Annotated in this window: 1 protein-coding gene; it reads right to left on the reverse strand. The window is 49.3% G+C overall.

Annotation, left to right across the window (positions count from 1 at the left end):
- Window positions 1-229, reverse strand: a 229-nt coding sequence (locus tag SB756_RS36300; RefSeq protein ID WP_410914095.1) for an NAD(P)-dependent oxidoreductase, incomplete at both ends; no start/stop codon positions are given.

A 229-nucleotide genomic window follows, 5' to 3' on the forward strand; every position in this document is an offset into this window, starting at 1 on the left:
GATCAGTGCATTTTCGTCAACCACCGGGCCACGTCCGGCATTAATGAAAATGGCGGAGGATTTCATTTTGGCGAATTGTTCTGCGCCAAACAGATGATGCGTCTCATCAGTTAACGGCAGGATCAGGCAAACGAAATCTGACTCTTGTAACAGAGTATCCAAATCGCAGTAGCGGGCGTTGAAGCGTTCTTCTGCTTCTTTATGGTGGCGGCGCGCGTTATAGAGGATG

Origin of the sequence: Pseudomonas sp. SIMBA_068 (genome assembly GCF_046534705.1) — a bacterium.
Lineage (GTDB): Bacteria > Pseudomonadota > Gammaproteobacteria > Pseudomonadales > Pseudomonadaceae > Aquipseudomonas > Aquipseudomonas putida.